The organism is Rhodococcus sp. USK13 (genome assembly GCF_018343855.1).
Lineage (GTDB): Bacteria > Actinomycetota > Actinomycetes > Mycobacteriales > Mycobacteriaceae > Rhodococcus_F > Rhodococcus_F oxybenzonivorans.
Genome location: NZ_CP069242.1, coordinates 1,075,271 through 1,094,703, shown reverse-complemented (window position 1 = coordinate 1,094,703; position 19,433 = coordinate 1,075,271). Strand labels below are relative to the sequence as shown.

The window sequence follows — 19,433 nt, the reverse complement described above, 5'->3', positions numbered from 1 at the left end:
CTCGCGGGCTTCAGTCAGACGGCGTCGTCGAGATCCTGAGCAAGTAGGTCAAGACCTGACCAGCGATGTCTTCGAGTAGGGCGACGATGAGAGCTGAGGAACTCGATGTCCCACTGGTCAGAAGCGCGGTGCACAGAAGATCTGCCTCCAGGTCAGCACCTCACGGCGACGTGGCCGAGAGATGCCGGTACAGCGTCGCGCGACCGATCCCCAGAACTGACGCGATTTCGCTCTTCGGGGTCCCGGCCTCGATCATCTGTCGAATATGACGCGCCTTCGCTGCGTCGATTGCCTTGGGCTGCCCACCGACCCTCCCCCTGGCCCGTGCTGCAGCGAGTCCGGCGACCGTCCGCTCCTGAATCAACGCTCTTTCGAATTGTGCTAGCGCGCCGAAGATTTGAAAGATAAGCATCCCACCGGGAGACGAAGTGTCAATCGTCTCCGTGAGCGATTTGAATGCCACCCCGCGTTCCTGGAGGCCTTCGACCGTCTCGATCAGATGGCTCAACGATCGCCCGAGCCTGTCCAGGCGCCACACGACGAGGGTGTCACCGGCGCGAAGATGCCCGAGTAGGTCCAGCAGTTCGGGGCGGTCCTTCTTGGCACCGCTCGCCACTTCCTCCCAGACTCTCGAACACCCGGCGGCCGCCAGAGCGTCCCTCTGCAGATCCAGCACCTGATCGGTGCCACTTACCCTCAGATACCCGATGTCAGTTTCAGTTCTTCCCTGCACGGATTCCAGCAAAGTTGGTCGCTTGTGCAGACGACTTCCGAATGGAGCGCGGCAAGAGTCATCTGCATGATGCGACCGAGGCAATCTACTCTGCGAACAGCGCCTCGACCATCGCCGAGTCGATCCCTGGACCGGGATATTGGTTGTCGCGTGCGCTGCGCCGGTTGGTCCCACGAAGTGAACGTTGGGGCTGTTCCGGGATCGAGGTCGATGCTCGTCACTGCGCTACAAACCGACTATGCCGCCCACCCGTGCCGACAATGAAAACCTCAACTTCGCCCACAAAATAGGGGTGATCCGGTTCCACCTCCTCTTGGGTTCTACTGCGTTGGGACTCCACTTCTCGTGGAGCTGCTCAGCGTGCACCCGTGACCGTCGGCTGATTGAGTTCCTCCACAATCTTCTTGCGCAGAAGATGTTTCTGGATTTTGCCAGTCGCCGTCATCGGCAACGAGTTGGTCGTGATGACTCGTTCGGGGGTTTTTTGGATCGCAACCCCCCGGTCGGTCAGGTAGGTGCGAAGTGTATCGACCGTAGGAGGTTCGTGTCCTTCCTTCGGTACGACGTAGCAGCACACCTTTTCACCCAGTCGTTCATCAGGCATGCCAACGATCGCGATGGCGAGAAGATCTGGATGACCAGCCAATTTGTCCTCGACTTCTCGGACACTGATGTTCATACCGCCGCGAATCACGATGTCTTTCGTGCGTCCGGTGACCCGCACGAATCCGTCGGCGTCCATGACGCCGAGGTCCCCGGAACGAGAGAATCCCTCCGACGTGAACAACTCCACGGTGTCCTCGGGACGGTTGAGATACTCGATCATGTGTGATGGTCCTCGGTAGGCGATGTCGCCCTCGGTTCCGCGAGGAACCTCCAGTCCGTCGAGTCCGATGATCTTGACCGTCGCGCCGGGCATTGCAGCGCCGTCGGAGGTGATCGCCCGCTGGGGGTCGTCTTCTACGGTGCAGGTGGTGGTGGTGAGGTTCTCGCTGCGTCCATACAGCGACAGAACGCTAGTGGTAGGTAGCTTGGTCTTGGCGTTCTCCACCACGGCGGCGGGGATGGGCGCGCCGGCGCAAACCCAGACTCGCAACGAGGAAAGATCCGCGTTCGGTTCCTCCTCGGCTGCCGCTATCAGGGTCTGGAGAAAAGTTGTCGCCGTAACAGCCGCGGTGCATCCGAATTTTTCGATCTCGGCCAGGCCGCGCTTGGGGTCCCAGTCGGCCATGAGGTGTGACGATGCCCCGGCGAGCAGCGGAAGGAGGACGCTCGTGACGAGACCAGTCGTGTGGGTAATCGGCGACGGACCGAATTGCACATCGGTATCGGTGTGAGCGAACGCGACTTTCAGGGCGCGGGCGCCCGAGGCGTAGGTGTTGAAGGTGTGCAGGCACCCCTTCGGCCGTGAGGTGGTACCCGAGGTGTAGACGAGGACGAACGGATCATCCGGATGTGCACGATAGTCAAGTTCGTCGTCGACGGCGGCAGTGTCCGCCTCGGCGGCGATCACGTCTTCGAGGGTGAAGATGTCCTTTTCGGTGAGGGACGTACGCGTGTCCTGTGTGGTGCGCACGGCGATGATCGACTCGAGAGTTGCTGATTCGTGGCGAATCTCATCGAACATCGCCGCGTAGTTGAAGCCCTTGAACTCTGCCGGAGCGATCGCCGTCCGGATCGACGCGTCAGAGACGACGTGGGAGACCTCGTCCTTACGGTAGATCGGCATGATCGGCACCATCACGGCTCCGATCCGCGACAAGGCGGCAGCAACGACGACGAATTCGACCCAGTTCGGCAACTGAACCGCAACCCTGTCGCCGGGTTGCAGACCGCGACGCCGGAGGCCGAGCGCGAGACGTTGCGACTTCTGGTAGAGCTCACTGAACGTCAGGACGCGAGTGCCGTCGGTGACGAAGGTCTTGGCAGGGTTGCTTTCGGCACGCGAGCGCAAGAGTTCGGTGAAGTTCTCATCGGTCCACTGGCCGCTCGCATAGAACTCGTCGATCTGTGCCTGCGTATAGCGGCCGAGGTTTCGCTCGCTCATCATGATGCCGTCCTTCGTCACGGTGTCGCGCAATCGGAAATAAATGGTTAGACCGAACAGAGATCATCTTCGTGCCACGGACTTACGCCCGGCGCTGACCGCATCTTCCAAGTCCAAGATCAACCGCGCCGGCCGCCGACTCGGTGCCCTTCCCCGACTTCTTCTCGCTGTCCCCGGGACAAACAAGAAGGATCGATTTGGGCTCACTGCGGCTTCTTCCTCTGTAGGCCGCGCGCTTGCACGAAGCCACTACCTCAACGTGCTGATTGAATGCATGGTGAAGAAACACCGCAATGTCTTGGTCGGGTCGCGGCTTCGATCCCGCAGTTCGAGCACTTCGATCTCGACATGGACTGTGTGTGTCACCGTGGAACAGCGGCTTGGGAAACGCACCTTATCGCTGCGGCACGATCGGCTGATGTACATGGTGGCGCACCGTCCTTATCGAAGTTCAGGCCGTCGCGCGGCAGCGCCGGTGCGTCCTTGGGTACGCCGAGCAGTTCAGCCACACCGAAGGTGCGAACCAGTGGCGTTGCGGTCGACAACGACAGCCCACTGTCGGATCGCGTGAACGGACCTCGGATTTCCCTATGCCATCATTCGAAATTCACATTCGAAAGGCCTGATCCTTGATAGTGGCAGCCACCGGCCGCCCAAGTAGGCGCCGTACGGCTCAGTACAATTCAGGGGCAGCTCGACGTTGACGCCCGGAGCGCTACCGGTTGAAAGTCCGTCATTCGTCTGCGTCAGTCCGCTCACGACCGAGGATCTGCAACATGTCCTCGTGCAGTTCCATCCAGACGTCGTGGTAAGACCCCGACATCGGACGGGCCAGAGCTGATGTCTCCCCACTCTGGAAAGCCTCGAGCGCAGTCCTGAACCGAGGTACGTAGGATTGCATCCGAGGAACCGAACCCGATGCCAGCGTCAGCACCTTGCTGACGCTCTCGTCGATCGCGATGAGGTCGGGTAAGACCACCGACGGGTCACCGTTAGCCTCGGTCTGCCACTTGGTCGTGACCGCCTTGAAATCACGGTTCGGGGCGAGGAATGCGTCATAGGCTGCGGCGAGATCATCGAGCTGAGCCGGGACATTGGCCGCGCGCAGTTCCTCGTGCCGCTTACGGCCCTTCACCGTCAGCATGTATCCCTGTACCCGGCCTCCGGATCGTTTCCTCACATGCTCCTTGTCAACCGCGTCGTCGAGTACCCGTTCGACAAGCGAAGGGTTGAGTCCGATCGCAGAGGCAATTTCCTCCGGTTGGGCCATGCCCTTGATTCGGACTCCATGGAGCACGTCGAATTCTTCTGCAGGGCTGTAATTCATAGGTCTGTACCTCCTAGAACGTTTTGAGGTGTCGTACTGACTCTCAGGGCTGAGGTGTCAGTACGATACGAAGTGCTTCGCCGCTCTGCTGTGCGTTGACGACCTCGTTGATTTCGGAGAGGTCTGCGGTCTTGTTGATCAGCTTTTCGATGGGGAGCCGTCCATTGCGCCACAGTCCGACCAGGATCGGTAGGTCTCGGTGCATACTGATGCCGCCGTGAAAGCTTCCGGTGATCTTCTTGTCGTCATGGAAGAGCTCGTAGGCGTTGATCTCCACGACCTTGTCCGGCCTGCCGGCGCCGACGACCGTCACGGTGCCGCCACGACGGATAGCTTTCCATGCGCCCGCGACGGTCGCGGGGGCGCCCACTGCGTCGATGATGATGTCCATGTCGCGCAGTTCGTCCAACTGTTCGGGGGCGAGCGACTCCGTCGCGCCGACGGTGTGGGCCAGCGCGCGACGCTCCTCCATCGGGTCGATGGCGATTACGCGCGCGGCGCCGGCCACGACGGCACCCATCACTGCATTCAGTCCCACAGCGCCACAACCGATCACGGCAACATTGTCACCGGGCTGCACTTTGGCGCTTCGGAGTGCGGCGCCGACGCCGGTCGGCACTGCGCATCCCATCATCGCGGCGACCGGGAACGGGACGTCGTCGTCGATGCGTACGACCGCGTTGGCCGGGACGACGGTGCGCTCGGCGAATGTCGAGGTCGCCATACCTTGGTGAATGGATGTGCCGTTCACACTGAGCGGGGAGGGCCGTGCCGCTTTTCCGGCGCGGGCGTCCGCCGACGATCGGCGGTTGGCACACAAGTAGTCGTCACCACGTCGGCACGGTGCGCACCTTCCGCAAGGAGGTACCCACACCAGGACGACGTGGTCACCGACCTGGATGGAATCGACGCCGTCGCCCACTTCTGCGACGATGCCCGCTCCCTCATGCCCGAGTACCACTGGCGTGGGCTGTCCGAATGCCGTCGTCAGCGACAGGTCCGACGCGCAGACGCCGCAACTGTGCAGGTCAACCGAGACATGGCCCGGTGCCGGCGGGGCTATGTCGATCTCTTGGACTTCGAAGGGTTTACCGGCATCCCACATCACCGCTGCGCGCATCAGATTGTTCTCTTTCGATCGGTCAAGACGGATAGTGGATAGAGGTGAATTGCAGGTACGCATCAAGTCCTTCGGCGCCGAACTCGGTTCCGAGTCCGCTGTCCTTGTGTCCGCCGAAAGGTGCTGCGGCATTGGATCCATAGTGATTGATGCCAATGTTGCCGGTGTGCAGACGCTGGGCGACGCTAGTCGCACGATCCTCGTCGGCGCTGAAGACTGTAGCGGCCAAGCCGTAGTCCGAGTCGTTGGCGATCGCGACGGCCTCATCGATGTCGCGGTAACTGATCACCGACAACACCGGCCCGAAGATCTCCTCCCGGGCAATGGTCATCTCTGGTGTCACATGCGAGAACACGGTGGGTTCAACGTAGAACCCGCGTTCGAATCGTTGGGAGACATCACCTCCGGTCACCGCCTTGGCGCCCTGGGCATGGGCCACCGTCAGGTACCCGGCGATTCGGTCCCGTTGACGTGCGGACACGACTGGACCGAAGAACGTCGCCGGATCGAAGGGGTCGCCCATCGGCGCAGAGCCCACGACCTCGCCTGCAAGTGAGGCGATCTCCTCATGTCGATCGGCTGGTACCAAAAGGCGTGTGCAGGCCTTGCAGGTCTGTCCGGTGTTGCGCATGGAGACCTTGAGCAAATTCTTCGCGAAGACCTCCGGATCGAAATCGTCGAGGACAATCGCCGGCGACTTGCCACCCAATTCGAGGGTCACCGGGCGAAGCCTTTCTCCGCAGGTCCGCGCGATCGTTCGACCGACTGCCGTGGACCCGGTGAACGAGATTTTGTCCACTTTCGGATGTCTGACCAGCGCATTGCCCGCACCGGTCGTTCCTGTCACCAGGTTCACCACTCCGTCGGGGATTCCCGCCGCCACTACGGCATCCATCAAAAGGCGGGTGGCCATCGGGGTTTCAGGTGCCGGTTTGATGACGACGGTGCAACCCGCGAGCAGGGCTGGACCCAGCTTGATAATGATGAGCCCGAGCGGAAAGTTCCATGGGGTAATGAGACCGGCAACGCCGACCGGTACCCGGCGAACCACACTGTGCCCCGGCGCCATCGGGTTACTTCGATGGTCGGGAGCAGCCAGCACCTCAGCGAGGTCGGCGGTCAACCTCAGGTGTGCTGCGCTGTGTGATGGAGCCGCACCGCTTTCTGCGATAGGCGTCCCATTCTCGGTGGTGATGATGCGTGACAGTTCCTCTGACCGCAGGTCGACCTCATCGGCGAGCCGACGCAGGAACGCGGCTCTCTCCCATGGGTCGGTGGCCGCCCACGCCGGAAAGGCTGAGCGTGCGGCTGCTACTGCATCTTCGATGTCGAATTCGTCGCCGTCAGGGACGGTCGCCCAGATTTCCCCGGTAGCGGGGTTGACGACCTCGGTGCGGTCAGTAGAGCGGGAACGGACCCACCTACCGCCGATGAACACGTCGTCGTGGTTCTGCATGTTCGTATTCTCCTCGACTCGCAAGTCAGGTGTTCGCCGCGGCCGCGGCGTTGCGTTTGTCGGCGAATTCCATTGCGGCATGCCATGTTCCACGACGCGAGATTTGCACGCGATACTTCATGATATCTCCTCTTCGGTTGACGGCGAGTGCGCCGACGAGTCGATCGCCGTCGCGGTAGAGAGCCACAAGGTCATCGGTGTCCCAGTTCCCGCTGACCACGTGCGGCTCGCCGACTGGGAGACCGGCGAACTGGATTCGTTGTCCGTACCAATCCGACCAGAAGTAGGGAACGTGCTGATACGGCGACGCGTCCGCGGGAGCCAAAAGGTTCTCCATCGCGTGTGCCGCCTGCTCGCCGGCGTTCGTCCAATGCTCTAGGCGCATCGAGGCGTCGAAGAGTGGATTAGCCCATCGGGCCACATCACCGGCGGCCCAGATGCCGTCCCCGGCACGTAGGGTTTCGTCGCAGACAACGCCGTTGTCGATACGCAGTCCCGATGTCTCGAGCCAGTCGGTCGCCGGATCCGCGCCGATACCGACCACCACCAGGTCGGCAGCGATCTCGGTTCCATCAGCGAGACGGACGCCTTCGACGCGATCATCGCCCACGATCTCGGAGACGGCGACGCCGCATCGGAGGTCGACTCCGTTGCGTGCATGCATTCGAGCAAGCCCCCTACCGCCCTCCTCGCCGACCGCGCGGACGAGTGGAGTGGCGGCGGCCTCGAGAATGATCGGGTCAAGGCCTCGTTTCACCGCCGCTGACGCGACCTCGGCGCCGATGAAACCGGCGCCGATTACCACCACGCGCGCCCGGGTGTCGAGTGCCTCTCGGATGGACTCTGCATCATCGAGGTTGCGCAGCACATGGACCCCGGCGAGACGATCCGTGCCCGGTAGCCGGCGCGCACGGACGCCGGTGGCGATCAGCAATGCGTCGAAACTGACGACGTCGCCCCGGCTCGTCGTCACGGTGTGCCCTTGGACATCCAAGGATTCCGCGCGAGTGCCGGTTCGGACGTCCACGTCCAGTCTCTCTGCAAGATCAGCGGTTTCAGGGAACTCGTGTGCCGTTGTGAGGGGCCCGTCCGCCAGATATTCCTTGGACAGTGGCGGTCGGTCGTACGGGAGATGGTTCTCGTCGCCGATCAGGGTTAGCCGGCCCGCGAAGCCGACCTCACGGGCAGTTTGTATTGCACGCAGCCCGGCGAGGGATGCACCGACGACGACTACGTGCTCCGGGCACGCCGCCTTGGTCATGCCGGTGACACCTCCCGCTGCTGTGCCCACTCGTCGATCCGGAGAAGATGCGGTAGTCGTTCCACGACGACATCAGCTGCTTCGGCGGCAGACGCGGCGACCTCACCGATCCACACGCAGCCGGTGGCCCCGTCGATCGTGATCACTTCTCCGGCGGTGACGCTTGACCCACCGTCCGACCGCACCTGGTCGCCGGAGATGCTCAGCGTGTGAGCCCCTACCACTGCCGGGATGCCCCAGCCGCGGGCCACGACGGCAGCGTGGCTCACCAGCCCCCCTTGAGTAGTAAGGATTCCGACCGAGGCGGACATGCCGGCCACGTCTTCCGGGCTGGTGCTGGTGCGTACGAGGATCACGTCGTCATCGGCGCACATGGCTTCTTCGGCTGTGAGCACGACACGCCCGCTCACCCGGCCGGGCGATGCTCCCAAACCGATGCCCAGCAGTGTCGTGCCCTCCTCGGGATCCTGCGCTTGCGCGGCGACTTCGGCTCGAGCACGAGCGCGAGTCGCTTCGGGCACACGAGCCAACACTTCGGCTGGAGTGAGGCCGATCTCGGCATCGTCCGCCATGTCGACGGCGATACGAACCGCTGCAACAGCGCCGCGCTTGCCGATGCGGGTCTGCAACAACCACAGTTTGCCGTTCTCAACGGTGAACTCAACGTCACAGATATCGCGATAATGCAGTTCGAGACGTCGGAGTGTTTCAAGCAATTCAGCGTAAGCGTCAGGTTGATGTTCAGCCAGATAGATGAGGGGCTCGGTCCGCGCGTTGCCGCCGACGACGTCCTCACCCTGCGCGCACGGCAAATAGTCCCCGAACGGCGTCGCCTCGCCGGTCGACGGATCGCGAGTGAAGACAACGCCCGTACCGGAGTCATCCCCTCGGTTGCCGAAAACCATCGCCTGCACATTGCAGCCGGTACCGATGTTCTCGTCGATGGACTCGTGCTTGCGGTAGGCGCGAGCACGATCGGAGCCCCATGAGCGGAAAACGGCCTCGATGGCCTCACGAAGTTGCTGCACCGGATCGTGGGGCACCGGTCGGCCGGCATACTCAGCGATCCGCTCTTTGAGCGCCGCGACGTGCCCGCGCAACACTTCGGGTGTGGCTCCCGCCTCGATCTCGGGCAGCGTTTCCCGCGGAACGTCCATCACCGTGCTCGCGAACATCGAGAGAAAACGGCGGTAGCTGTCCCAGGCGAACCGCTCGTCCGCAGAGATGCGGGCAAGCCCTTCGACAGTGTCGTCGTTGAGCCCCAGGTTGAGCACAGTATCAAGCATGCCTGGCATCGAAACCGGGGCGCCGCTGCGCACCGCGACCAGGAGTGGGTCCATCGGATCACCCAGCCGGCGGCCCATGACCTCGCCCAGCTGGTCGATGTGGGCGCTGATCTCCGCGTCCAGATCGGCGGGCCAGCCTTGCGCAAGGTATGCACGGCACATGGGCACCGTGATGGTGAAGCCGGGTGGGACGTTGAAGCCCAATGCCCCTGTCATCTCCGCCAGGCCAGCTCCCTTGCCGCCGAGTAGGTGTCCGAGCTCGCGTGCGGGAACCTCATGGTCATGGTCGAAGGAGTAGACACCATTCACCATTGCCTCCATCTCGTTACGGTCTGACCGTTTACTCATTGGTCCAGAACATAGCGCGTGATGGCAATCATCGGAAGCCCGGGGAGTGACTGCAGGCACACTTCCCCCTTTCGAGATAACCAGCGCCGCATCGCCACCCGCGCCGGGCGGTGGCGATCCGCAGGCAGAACGTATGCGGGTGTCCGTAGGGATGCGTTCATCGATCAGCTACGCCAGGTTTCTGAGTGAACCCCGAACATCGGGTGGCTCGCCGGCGAGCCATTTCCCCCCACCGTCCCCGGCACCGCGCCCCCTCCTCATGCAGCCACAGTCGCCACCGCGTTATCCCGAACGGGGGAAAACGAGGACGAAGATGCCCAGAGGGGTTGACGGGTTTATGACGTTAATCCATGCTCCGTAATGGTCCAACAATTTTCGGCCCAGTAGATCTAGTAAGAGGAGCGGGAATGACCACAAGCGAGGCAGTGACCGGCGTACAGATCGGCGCCGGCGTCAAGGCGTTCACGTCCGCGTCGGGGGCAATCGGCAAAATACGCTTCCTTGACTCCCCTGAGGAGGTTCTCGACTTCATCGGCGACACGGACGTGGAATCGACCGTGGTGATATCGCGAGGCGGCACGACGACCTTCATGTCGCCAGCCCTTATGGCTGGCGTCGCAGGTCTCATCACCCTCCAGGGCGCACCGGAGAGCCACCTCGGCATCCTGTCGCGCGAGTTCGGTATTCCGTGCGTTATGTCCACCCAATTCACCGAGGGCATCCAAACCTCACGGGGCGAGACAATCCCAGCGGACGGTACGACCGTGCGAATCGACACCTCGGGTGACACCGGACTCGTGTTCCTCGCGGACGCGGATGATTAACAGGAACGACATCCTCATGTCCGGCGATGAATTCCCAAACCTTTCGACCACCCGAGCGAGGCAGCGATGACCACCGGGCAGCAGTCAATTGACCTGATGGATCTCAAGCCGTTCATCGACGGCACCGAGAACACGATGCTCGCGCGGCTGCGCGAGTGTGAACCACTGCATTGGAACGACGAGATCCACGGACCAGGGTTCTGGTCTGTGACTCGTTACAACGATGTGATCCGAGTGGTCACGGACCCCGAGACGTTCGTCAACGGTGAGGGGACACAGATTCTCAGCCGCAAAGTCGAGGGTGGTACCAGCACGGTGCACAACACGGACCCGCCCCGACACGGCCAGCTTCGGAAGCTGGTGGCTCCGCACCTGCGTGCGGTCCGCATCAAAGACTGGCAGGACGTCATCGATCGCTCGGTCACGGCGATCCTCGATGACATCGAGGCCCGCGGTGACGTCGAATTCGTACATTCGGCCTCGGCGCTGCTGCCCATCCAGGCACTCGGGCAAGTGCTCGGAGTGCCGCTCGAGGATTGCGGGCTCTTACTCGACTGGACGAACCGCGTGGTGTCCGACGACCCGGAGTACATGCGTGGGCCGGACGAGAAGGAGCGCGCGCGCACCGAGATGTTCGCGTACTTCAAAGAATTGAGCGAGCTGCGGCGCAAGGACCCGCGAAACGACATCGTTTCCAAGTTGGTCCACGCCGAACTCGATGGCGAACCGCTGCCGTGGGACGATCTCGCGGCGTACTACTTCGTACTCGTCGGAGCAGGTAACGAGACCACCAGGAATCTGCTCACGGGAACCGTTCTCGCTTTCGACGAGTTCCCAGATCAGTGGCAGACGTTGGCGGCGGACCGTACCCTTTTGAAGCCGGCGATCGAGGAAATGCTCCGATACATCACCCCCATCCGCGCGATGCGCCGCACGGCCACCAAGGATGTCGAGTGGAACGGTCAAACGATCAAGGCGGGCGACAAGGTCGTCTGTTGGTTCCAGGCGGCAAACCGTGATCCTGCCATGTTCAGCGATCCGGACATGGTCAAGATCGATCGTGAGGACAACGAGCACGTCGGCTTCGGGTGGGGCATCCATGCCTGCATGGGCTCTCACCTGGCACGCGCGGAAGCCACTGCATTTCTTTCTCAGGTCCTGGATCGAGGCCTGCGGATCCGCCCACTGGGCCAACCTGATCGGTTACACACTAATCAGTTTCATGCGTTCAAGCGACTCAACGTCCGAGTGGAGAAGGGAGAAAGTCGATGAAGATACACGTGGACTGGAATCTGTGCGAGGGCCACGGTCAGTGCGAGTATGCGGCACCCGACGTCTTTACCATCAATGATGACGGTGAATTGACAGTCATCGACGAGACGCCCAAGGAAGGCCAACGCAAAGCAGTGGAACAAGCGGTTCGGCGATGCCCTGTGAGGGCGCTCGAGATCGAGAACTGAAACGCAGACGGCTTTTTCTCATCCAACAGTCGTCGGCCGCGTACGTCGAGAATGAAACTACGAATTCACATCGATCTGGAGATAGTAATGAGCCAAGCTGTGCAAAAGGCCATAACGTCCGTCGACGCCCTCACCCAATGATCGACGCCGATCGGTGCATCCCGATTCCGGGGACATCAAACCTGCGTGATATAGGTGGCTATGAAACGCGCAGTGGAGAGATCGTCGCTCGCCGCCGTGTCCTTCGGGGGGAGGCGCTGGTCATGCCCGGGGGCAGCGCGTCCTACGCCATTTACGACCGCTCTGCCGACGAGCAGTACAGACAACTGAACCTGCGAACCGTCATCGATCTCCGCGCCTCCAGTGAGATGGTCCGTGCGCCGACCGCGTGGGCGACGGTCTGCGGCGCCCAGCTGGTCGAGATTCCCATAGCAGAAGGCGGTGAAGGCGCCGATACGAATTACATGCGCATGCTTCTTGCCGGGGAGATGCAGACTTTCGGCGTCGATGACATGACCCGCTTCTACATTGGACTTGTCGAACGACGCGCCGAGCAGCTCGGGAAGGCGATCCGAGTGCTGGCTGATCGGAACCGATTACCGGTCTTGGTGCACTGCGCCGCCGGAAAAGATAGGACCGGCATCCTCGTCGCCTTAGTGCTTTCCGCCTTAGGGGTTCCCGACGATCAGGTCGTCACCGACTTCGCACTGACAGGCGTCCTACGTCCAAATCGCATCCACACGTATGCCCACATGTTCATCAAGGCCGATCGAGACCCGGAGGTGGCGCGAGTGTTGTTCGAGTCGCCACCGGAATCCATGACCGCCCTGTTGAATTATCTCCGCACCGAATACGGCGGCACGCTCAGCTACCTGCGGGATCGCGCACGGGTCGGTGACGCGGTCATTGCCGATCTCAGATCCGAACTGATCCAGGCCGACTGAGGGCACGTGGTGACGGAATGAGCACTAATACACTTGCCTCCTGAGAGGGGCTGCGTCATGGATACGACACTCAACACCACCAATGAGCATCGTCCTGACAATTTTGGGCAACTTGCAGATCGATATGCGCTGTTGCTCGGTCAGCACGAGATGGAGGTACGCCTCGCCGACCGATTGGGATCGGGGTGTGAGTTCCCGGAGATGTTCGCAGCCATCGCTGAGTCAACCGATTTGCCCATGTGGGTATTCGACACGCGAGGACAAAGGGTGCTCCGGTCTGGCGATAGGGAACTCGCGCCACCTGACATTACGTCGATGTGCACCGAGGGACGGCGAGAACAGCGGGGTAGCCAATTCATGATCGCCCACACGCCCAATGGAGTTGCTCGGCGTTGCCTCGTTGAACGCATCGACGGGGCCAGTGCAGATGAGTTCCTCGGTTGGTTGGTCATGGGAGAGATCGGCCGTACCTTTAGACAGCTTGACCATTTCCTGATGGACCGTGGGGCGGTCTATCTCGCGCGGCACTGTACCCTCCACCAGGCGATGCACCGTTCGATTGCTGATCTGACACGTGGTTTCGTGGAACGACTACTGCGGCGTGGAGAGCAGGGCGAAAGCACTGTGGAGGATGCGCGCCGACTCGGTATCGCTTCCGATAGTTCCTGCATTATCGTAGCGATCGACGATTCGGCACTGTCGCGCGGCGTCGGTGACATCGACTCGCTAACTTTTTCTCTGAATAAGTTGCTCGCCGGCAAAGTTTTTGGGGCGCGGACTCCACGGGGGCCGGTGCTGATCGTCGATCACGGTGCGGCGGAGCGGACTGAGGACTCCCGGCTGATCGAAGAGGTTTGCAGAGGCCTGAGTTCGGTCTTGCCAGACTCGGGAGTCCAGTGCGGTGTCTCGAGTGCAGTCGGGGTCGACGCGATCACAGAAGGCTATGACGAAGCGTTGGAGGTGGTGGCCTGCCTCGAGCGTTTCATCGCGGACCATACGCGGATCCTTAGTGTTCGAGACCTTGGTCCGGCGCGAATTCTCGTCGCCAATGGCAACATCGCGGCGATTCGCCGGTACGTGGAACACACGCTGGGTCCACTGTGGAGCGAAGAAGCTGACAGCGATATGGAGATACTGATGGCCACCCTCGCACAGTTCTCGCGGATGGGACACAGTGTTCGCCGAACGGCAGCAGCGATGTCGGTGCATGAGAATACGGTCCGACAGCGGTTGGCGCGCGTGCGCCGCCTGACAGGCCTGGACATGCTCAATGATCCGTTCGCACAGCTCTCAGTGCACACCGCACTTGCGATCATCGCGTTGCGCAATCGTGCGCATCCCCTGTGGGACCCGCGCAGGGCTCATTGAGCCTCGGTCGGGTCCAACAGAAGTCGGTTGAGATCAGTTAAACGCACATCGCTCTCCCAGGCCATCCCCGCGAAGAATGACCGGTTTGCGTTGACTCGTTTGCGTTCTGAGTTCAACACCGCGGTCCTCGCTGACACCTGGAACGCATCGTCGCCGTCTTTGTACGATGCATAGATCAGTCCTTCGATTGCTCGACCCAGCCGATCCGCCCTATCGCGTATCGCGACGGTGTCCTGCGGTGAGTACGAGCTGGCGAGGACTGAGCCGAGCGTCCGGGTGGCATCGACGACCGCGGGTCCCCCCGAGCTCGCTGCTAACAGGTCCGCCCCCAAGCCCTCGAAGCACGCTAGCTCGTACTTATCAAAGCTAGCTGCGATGTCGACCTGCTCGCGAATGACCCGCAGGTGAGCGATCGACATCTGCAGCTGCTCTGCGGCTCGTTCATTTCCGGCAACGGCGGGATCGACCGTGTCTTCGAGGGCACGGATCACCGAATCGATTCGAAGCTGTATTGAGGGATTCATCGTGGACCTTTCTCGATCATGTCGATGATGTCGGCCGCGAACAGGTATCCGCACGTCGATAACCAGGTGAGGAGCACATCATGGTGACTTTGACGGTCGCGGGCGGCACGAAGCGAAGACGCAAGCGTCGCGATGAGGCTTTTGAAAGCGCAGAGCACCTCGTAGAAGTGCAGCGTTATGGGGTCAATGCGATGTCCGGAAAGCTCTTCATACCGTGAGAGCAGGCGCTCACGGGGCATGAGTCCTGTGACGAGACGCTCTCCGTCTTCGGAGACCGTGCTGTAGAGCCGCTGGATTCCCCATGCCAAGTCCTCATGCGGATCTCCGACATGCGCCAGTTCCCAGTCGAGAACTGCGGTGATCTTGTTGGTGGACTCGTCGAAGAGGTAGTTGCCGGTGCGGTAGTCACCGTGGACGACGACGAGACGTTCTTGCAAGGGAAGATTGTCGCGCAGCCAGACCTCGATCCCTGCCACGAGAGGGAACGGTGCGATGGAATCGTCGCGCCACACGCGCGACCACCAGTTCACCTGCCAACGTGCCGCTTGACGAGGATCGCCGTCGGGAACGCCGAGACAACCGAGCTCGGCCGGGTTCAGCGAGATATCGTGCAGAAGCGCCAGATTATGAACGAATTGTTCGGCGAGTTCCTCACGTTGCCCACCGGAAAGGACCGTCTGCATGCCCGAGACACTTTCCTGCGAAAGGTTTGTCGGCGCCGACACCCCGTCCACGAAACATGTCGCCAAAAATGGCCTTCCGAGTATTTCTCCGGTGGATTCAACCCATCGTGGTGTCGGAACCGGGAAATGTGGCTCGAGAAAGTGCAGGACATCGAACTCACGTTGTCGGTCCGATTCCATTACGCCTTGAATCGCATCAATGCGGAGGACGAGTCGTTCGGATCTTCCGTCGGAATGGGCAAGCTCCACCGAATACTGCTCATTCGACGCCCCACCTCCCATCGGTTCGACGGCGCGCACGATGGCGGAGACCGCCTCACGGTCGAGGAATCGTTCGAGCCCACAACGGACAGCCTCGGTGCCCAGCGGGGAGTAGTCACCGCTTCGTTCGACCGTGTCGCGCTTACGATCCAGCATTGCCGCGATGGACGGTTCGAGATCGTCGCTGGTCCTTACGAATACTGAACTGGTCAAGGGGCCCATATCGTCAATCACATCCTCGATGTTGATACCGCGTGGTGGAGCCGTGGACTCCCTCCGGAAGTTCACGCTGCGATGAATCCTTTCCGTCGGTGACCTCGCGAGGCAAGATGCGGTGCATCCGGATGTGTAGAAATCTACCGGGACATGTGTCCTAGTTCACAGCCTATCTGGGCTTAGCCACGGACTCTGCCTCGGTTCGTCTGGGCCCGGTGTAGATTTTTCCATCGTTCGACACCCGACACCGAGCATCAGCTTTCGTCACCTGGTTGCATGTGCCCATAGGCAACAGGCAGTCGCACCACGCACTGTCAATTGCGGTTGCTGCAGAACAGAACGGAGCGCGACGTGACGGATATCGACTTCGAGGCGATGTTGCAGCGTTACAGGGGCATTCACCCGCTGGGCAGTGCTGGAGACAAGAGTATCGCGGCCACCCTGAAGACAAATATCATCGACACCACGGACCACAATGTGCGTCCCAACCGACTGTCCGTCGAAGAGATCGACGACTACCTCGCATACTCGGGCTGGAACCTGTGGGACCTGCTTGCCCGGAGGTCGACTGAGGGCGAGTCCGGCTTGATACCGCGGCAAGAGTACGAGACGGTCGCCTTCGTCCAGCAATGGTTGAAGTTCCCGCACCTGTACGACCGGATCACCGAGGCCGCCGGCGGCTCGGAAGGGTTGGTCGACCTCGCGCGGTCGCATGCGTCGCAGCCAGCGGACAAACTGAACAACACCCGCGCGTGGGTCAACATCTGCACACTGATGGGGCGCGGCCTGCTCACTTCGCTCGGCCTCCAACAACCACACGATCGTCTCCACGAGCTCAACACCGCAATTCAGTTCCAGCGGCGTATCCAGCACGGTGTCTACGGGCCGGGTCGTGGCTTCATCTCCGGACGAAACTACAAACCCCGAGTTCTCGACCAGGAGTGGATCGATCGATTCTACGACGAGCGCCAACCGGTCGCAGACGACGAACACCGCCGATTCTGCCGCAAGTTCAACGCCGCGACCGAAGTCTTCGGGTTTCTCCTCATGTTCGACACGCGCTCGGCGACGAACACGAGCGGACCCTATGAACTACCCAACGGCGACGTGATGCTGGTCCGCGATCACTTCCTTCTCGAACCCCTGTATCCGTGGATGGATGACGCCGCCGGCGGGCTCCCCTACTGCGTTACACAGGCGATGATCTTCGACGGTTCGGCGCCGGAGTTCAACATCAACGACATAGGCACAACGTTCACCACCGGTCACGCGGACTATTGGAACGCGTTGACTCACTTCACCGTCTACCGTAAGGACCGCTGGGACAGCACCGAACTCGTCAGCCTCAATCTCGACGAACAGCGCGACATCTTGCAGCGCTCGCAGCAGGGCGTCGGGAAACTGTACCGGCGAATCGCCAGCATGAGTCGCCGCGATCGCATCATGGCCGGCGTCCTGGTCTACACCCGCGAGATGATGGCTCCCTTCGCGCGGCCGGTCGGGTTGTGGAATTCGTTCGTCGAAGAAGAGCAGTTCGACGAACTTGATCCCTTGACATCGCAGGCCTACTTCCCGCTCACAAACGGTCATGCGCAGGACCTTCTGCCACCCGCCTTTGTGATGGGAGAGGCGTTCATTCCCATCGAACACAGCGCAACCTGGTAGCGAGCCGATCGGACCCCGATCACGAACATCGAATGGAGCACTCATGGCTTTGCAGCCACACGACCACCTACGTCACACGATCAATGGACAATTCGCGCGCGAGAGCGTGGCGTACTGCCTCGTTCTTCCAGAGCACGGCTTGATGGGCCACTGGTACACATGGGTGAATGACTCCGGCATAGGCGGGCGGGCGTTCGTTCTCCATTCTGACGGTCCTGAGCCGGTGTACTTCGACCACCGCGACGGTCTCGAGGTCGGCGTTCAGGACTTCGACAAGTGGAATCTGGGCGGCGCGTCCCTGGCGGTCGGGGAGGCGCTTCAAGGTGCGGACGTCCGTTTCGAAGCGGACGACCTCGCTGTCCATTTCACGTTCGAAGGAATCCATCCTGCTTTCGACTATGGCTCCAACGCCATCGGTACACCGAGTTATCTCGCTGACAATCGCTACGAACAAACTGGACGAATCGCGGGCAGCCTCGTCTGGCGCGGTAAAACCTACGAATTCGATGGTCCTGGACACCGTGACCAATCGTGGGGAACCCGAGACTGGGATGCAATCCACCATTACAAGTGGATAGCGGCCTCGGGGGACGACTGCTCGGCGAACCTGATGTGGACAATGGCAGAGGGGGAAGTGGACATCAACGGGTACGTCTACCTCGATGGCGTACAAGCGTCCATTGTCGATGCGTCCGTCTCCACCGAATACGGCCCTGAGTTCGTCCAAGACGTGGTCAGAGCCGAGTTGGTTGATTCGGGCGGGCGCCACACGACGCTGAACCTGGATCGACGACACACCCTCGCCCGCTGGGACGTGACCCCCACGTTCAACTTCTCGGACACGATGTTCACCGGGACTCTGGGCGGCCATCAGGTGCGCGCGTACGTGGAATATACCTGGCCCCGCGCGTATCTTGATCACTTGTTGTCGCGAGCGGCGAGAAGTGATGCACATGTCAGCTGAAGCTCTGCACCCCAACGGGTTCCGTGAGACACGTAATGTCTTGGATCCAACTCGCCCAAGACATCGAGAGTCGATCGTCTGGGTCATACCGCACGTCGCGGACGGGGTCACTGCGTTCGTCTACACCTGGATCAATTCACAAGGCGCCGCCGGCGCCGCGCTCAGCGTTTTCGGGACGACGGTGGGCGAGCAAATATTCGAGAAGGTCGACGGAGTGCCCGTTCTGGGCAGTGCCCGGTTCGATGACTATCGCGTCGGGCCGCTGACTCTCGAGCTGAACCCGGACGGGATGAGCTCGACCGTCTCGTTCCGAGGAAAGCGCGTCGCGATCACCCTCAGGTTCAATGGGTTGCATGCACCCTACCGGTATGGAAGTCACCCCGAAGGCTGTCCGCCGTTTTTCGCTGACGACAGGTTGGAGCAGACGGGTCGAGCCCACGGTACGCTCGACATAGACGGTCACGCGTACCCTATCGACGCGATGTGTCAGAGAGACCATTCCTGGGGGGAACGTGATTGGGATGCAATGCATCACATGAAATGGGTGAACGCATTGGGCAGCACAACAGCGGTCCATGCCGTCGAGTTGCTTGCCTACGGTCAACGCTATGTTCGTGGTTATCTTCTCCGTGAGGGTCAGTGCGTTCCACTGCAGGATCTTTCGTTGCGCTACACACTCGACTCCGAATTTCTGCACCGCAGCATGTCGACGGACTGGACCGATCTGATCGGACGATCGTCCCACGTCACCTTCGACGGAGGTGGACCGCACTTCGCCTGGGACGTGAGTTCGAATTTCACTCTGCGCGACACTGCCATGTCGGCATCCATCGACGGGGAGGTGGCCGTGGGCTATGTGGATATGTCCTGGGATCCTCATTATCTCCGTCGATCATTGGAGAAGTCGAAGACTCCGGTGACCGTCACCGCGTAACGCCGCATTACA

17 protein-coding genes are annotated in these 19,433 nt (G+C 61.2%); 8 read left to right on the top strand and 9 right to left on the bottom strand.

Annotated elements, in window-relative coordinates; genetic code table 11:
* Positions 1–160 precede the first annotated feature (160 nt).
* The 7 genes from JQT59_RS07855 to JQT59_RS07820 all read right to left on the bottom strand — a co-directional run bounded on the left by JQT59_RS07855 (position 161) and on the right by JQT59_RS07820 (position 9,578).
* Positions 161–676 (bottom strand): recombinase family protein, encoded by a 516-nt coding sequence (locus JQT59_RS07855; protein ID WP_502939798.1) that lies wholly within the window; start codon positions 674–676, stop codon positions 161–163.
* Positions 677–1,088: 412 nt separating this feature from the next.
* Positions 1,089–2,783: an AMP-binding protein gene (locus JQT59_RS07850; protein ID WP_213575641.1), complete on the bottom strand. Its 1,695-nt coding sequence runs from the start codon at positions 2,781–2,783 to the stop codon at positions 1,089–1,091.
* A gap of 730 nt (positions 2,784–3,513) precedes the next feature.
* A complete protein-coding gene (locus JQT59_RS07840; RefSeq protein WP_213575639.1) occupies positions 3,514–4,107 on the bottom strand; it encodes a hypothetical protein in 594 nt (197 codons plus the stop codon).
* Positions 4,108–4,150: 43 nt separating this feature from the next.
* Complete coding sequence (locus JQT59_RS07835) at positions 4,151–5,227, bottom strand: alcohol dehydrogenase catalytic domain-containing protein (RefSeq protein WP_213575638.1); 1,077 nt, start codon at positions 5,225–5,227, stop codon at positions 4,151–4,153.
* A gap of 22 nt (positions 5,228–5,249) precedes the next feature.
* The gene (locus JQT59_RS07830) at positions 5,250–6,683 is read right to left on the bottom strand and encodes an aldehyde dehydrogenase (protein ID WP_213575637.1); all 1,434 of its coding nucleotides are present in this window, start codon (positions 6,681–6,683) and stop codon (positions 5,250–5,252) included.
* A gap of 25 nt (positions 6,684–6,708) precedes the next feature.
* Entirely contained in the window at positions 6,709–7,944 is a 1,236-nt protein-coding gene (locus JQT59_RS07825; protein ID WP_213575636.1) for an NAD(P)/FAD-dependent oxidoreductase, read from the bottom strand.
* The gene (locus tag JQT59_RS07820; RefSeq protein WP_249354218.1) at positions 7,941–9,578 is read right to left on the bottom strand and encodes a pyruvate, phosphate dikinase; all 1,638 of its coding nucleotides are present in this window, start codon (positions 9,576–9,578) and stop codon (positions 7,941–7,943) included. The genes JQT59_RS07825 and JQT59_RS07820 overlap by 4 nt, the downstream gene beginning before the upstream one ends.
* Before the next feature lie 407 nt (positions 9,579–9,985).
* Between JQT59_RS07820 and JQT59_RS07815 the strand changes: the two genes are divergently transcribed.
* The 5 genes from JQT59_RS07815 (at position 9,986) to JQT59_RS07795 (ending at position 14,174) form a co-directional block, all read left to right on the top strand.
* Positions 9,986–10,402, top strand: coding sequence for a PEP-utilizing enzyme (locus JQT59_RS07815; RefSeq protein ID WP_213575635.1), 417 nt, complete (start codon positions 9,986–9,988; stop codon positions 10,400–10,402).
* A 66-nt stretch (positions 10,403–10,468) separates the two neighbouring features.
* Complete coding sequence (locus JQT59_RS07810; protein ID WP_213575634.1) at positions 10,469–11,674, top strand: cytochrome P450; 1,206 nt, start codon at positions 10,469–10,471, stop codon at positions 11,672–11,674.
* Entirely contained in the window at positions 11,671–11,862 is a 192-nt protein-coding gene (locus JQT59_RS07805; protein WP_213575633.1) for a ferredoxin, read from the top strand. The genes JQT59_RS07810 and JQT59_RS07805 overlap by 4 nt, the downstream gene beginning before the upstream one ends.
* A gap of 137 nt (positions 11,863–11,999) precedes the next feature.
* A complete protein-coding gene (locus JQT59_RS07800; protein ID WP_213575632.1) occupies positions 12,000–12,806 on the top strand; it encodes a tyrosine-protein phosphatase in 807 nt (268 codons plus the stop codon).
* Between the two features lie 57 nt (positions 12,807–12,863).
* Positions 12,864–14,174: a PucR family transcriptional regulator gene (locus tag JQT59_RS07795; protein WP_213575631.1), complete on the top strand. Its 1,311-nt coding sequence runs from the start codon at positions 12,864–12,866 to the stop codon at positions 14,172–14,174.
* Here the strand turns inward: JQT59_RS07795 and JQT59_RS07790 are convergent.
* Together JQT59_RS07790 and JQT59_RS07785 are read right to left on the bottom strand one after the other, a co-directional pair.
* Positions 14,168–14,665, bottom strand: a complete 498-nt coding sequence (locus JQT59_RS07790; protein ID WP_213575630.1) for a hypothetical protein — start codon at positions 14,663–14,665, stop codon at positions 14,168–14,170. The two genes, JQT59_RS07795 and JQT59_RS07790, sit on opposite strands and share 7 nt — an antisense overlap.
* A gap of 29 nt (positions 14,666–14,694) precedes the next feature.
* On the bottom strand, positions 14,695–15,663 hold the full coding sequence (locus tag JQT59_RS07785) for a phosphotransferase family protein (protein ID WP_249354567.1): 969 nt from the start codon (positions 15,661–15,663) through the stop codon (positions 14,695–14,697).
* Between the two features lie 546 nt (positions 15,664–16,209).
* Here JQT59_RS07785 and JQT59_RS07780 point away from each other — a divergent pair.
* Genes JQT59_RS07780 through JQT59_RS38305 form a run of 3 tightly spaced genes read left to right on the top strand, consistent with a single transcriptional unit; the run spans position 16,210 to position 19,421 of the window.
* The gene (locus JQT59_RS07780; protein WP_213575628.1) at positions 16,210–17,523 is read left to right on the top strand and encodes a hypothetical protein; all 1,314 of its coding nucleotides are present in this window, start codon (positions 16,210–16,212) and stop codon (positions 17,521–17,523) included.
* A 43-nt stretch (positions 17,524–17,566) separates the two neighbouring features.
* Entirely contained in the window at positions 17,567–18,487 is a 921-nt protein-coding gene (locus tag JQT59_RS07775; protein ID WP_502939796.1) for a DUF7064 domain-containing protein, read from the top strand.
* A complete protein-coding gene (locus JQT59_RS38305) occupies positions 18,471–19,421 on the top strand; it encodes a DUF7064 domain-containing protein (protein ID WP_502939794.1) in 951 nt (316 codons plus the stop codon). The genes JQT59_RS07775 and JQT59_RS38305 overlap by 17 nt, the downstream gene beginning before the upstream one ends.
* Positions 19,422–19,433 lie beyond the last annotated feature (12 nt).